The 398-nt window shown below is 67.6% G+C and carries 1 pseudogene; it reads right to left on the reverse strand.

Going from position 1 to position 398, the window contains the following annotated elements:
• Positions 1-398: pseudogene (locus tag J1M64_RS18490) on the reverse strand (excinuclease ABC subunit B); the annotation flags it as partial.

The following is a 398-nucleotide window of genomic DNA, read 5'->3' on the forward strand; positions in this document are numbered from 1 at the left end:
GAGCAGGAGCCGACCTGGCGCATCATCTCGATGTCGTACGTCGTGCGCATGCGCAGCCGCTGGGCCTCCAGGTGCTTGCCCTGCTTCTCCATCGTGGCCAGGGTCTCGGCCAGCTCCGCCTCGATCCCGGCGATGGCCTTTTCCATGCGCTCGGGGCCCGCGACGTAGTGGCTGGCCGGGAAGACGTACAGCTGCTGGTCCTCGCTGATCACCTCGCCGGTGAGCGGGTGGAGGGTGGACAGCGCCTCGATCTCGTCGCCGAACATCTCGATGCGGACGGCGAGCTCCTCGTAGACCGGGAAGATCTCGATGGTGTCGCCGCGGACGCGGAACGTGCCGCGGGTGAAGGCCAGGTCGTTGCGGGTGTACTGGATGTCGACGAAGCGGCGGAGCAGCTG

It is taken from the genome of Dietzia sp. KRD202 (assembly GCF_017168155.1).
GTDB lineage: Bacteria > Actinomycetota > Actinomycetes > Mycobacteriales > Mycobacteriaceae > Dietzia > Dietzia kunjamensis.